Source organism: Paraburkholderia tropica, from assembly GCF_914484835.1.
Lineage (GTDB): Bacteria > Pseudomonadota > Gammaproteobacteria > Burkholderiales > Burkholderiaceae > Paraburkholderia > Paraburkholderia tropica_A.
The window spans coordinates 1-517 of sequence record NZ_CAJZAR010000012.1 but is presented as its reverse complement, the minus strand read 5'-3'; the positions used below and the strand labels follow the sequence as shown (position 1 = coordinate 517).

Below are 517 nucleotides of genomic sequence, written 5' to 3'. Positions count from 1 at the left end.
CGCAGCGCGAACGCCGATGCGCCCGCGATGATCAGCTTCGGCTTCGTTTCGTGCGCGCGCTTTTCGAGCGCTTCGTAGTCGATGTCTTCGTTCGCGTCGAGGCCGTAGCTCACGACGTTGAACCACTTGCCGCTCATGTTGAGCGCCATGCCGTGCGTGAGGTGGCCACCTTCGGCGAGGCTCATGCCCATGATGGTGTCGCCCGGCTTCAGGACGGCGAAGAACACGCCCTGGTTGGCCTGCGAGCCCGAGTTCGGCTGGACGTTCGCGGCTTCGGCGCCGAACAGCGCCTTCACGCGGTCGATCGCGAGCTGCTCGACGATATCGACGTTTTCGCAGCCGCCGTAATAACGCTTACCGGGATAGCCTTCGGCGTACTTGTTGGTGAGCTGCGAACCCTGCGCGGCCATGACGGCGGGCGAGGTGTAGTTTTCCGACGCGATCAGTTCGATGTGATCTTCCTGGCGGCGGTTTTCCAGTTCGATCGCGGCGAAGAGTTCGGGATCGACGTTGGCGA

General features: G+C 63.1%; 1 pseudogene. It reads right to left on the bottom strand.

What is annotated here, in order from left to right:
- Positions 1 to 517 (bottom strand): annotated as a pseudogene (gene glyA, locus LDO54_RS01690) (serine hydroxymethyltransferase); the annotation flags it as partial.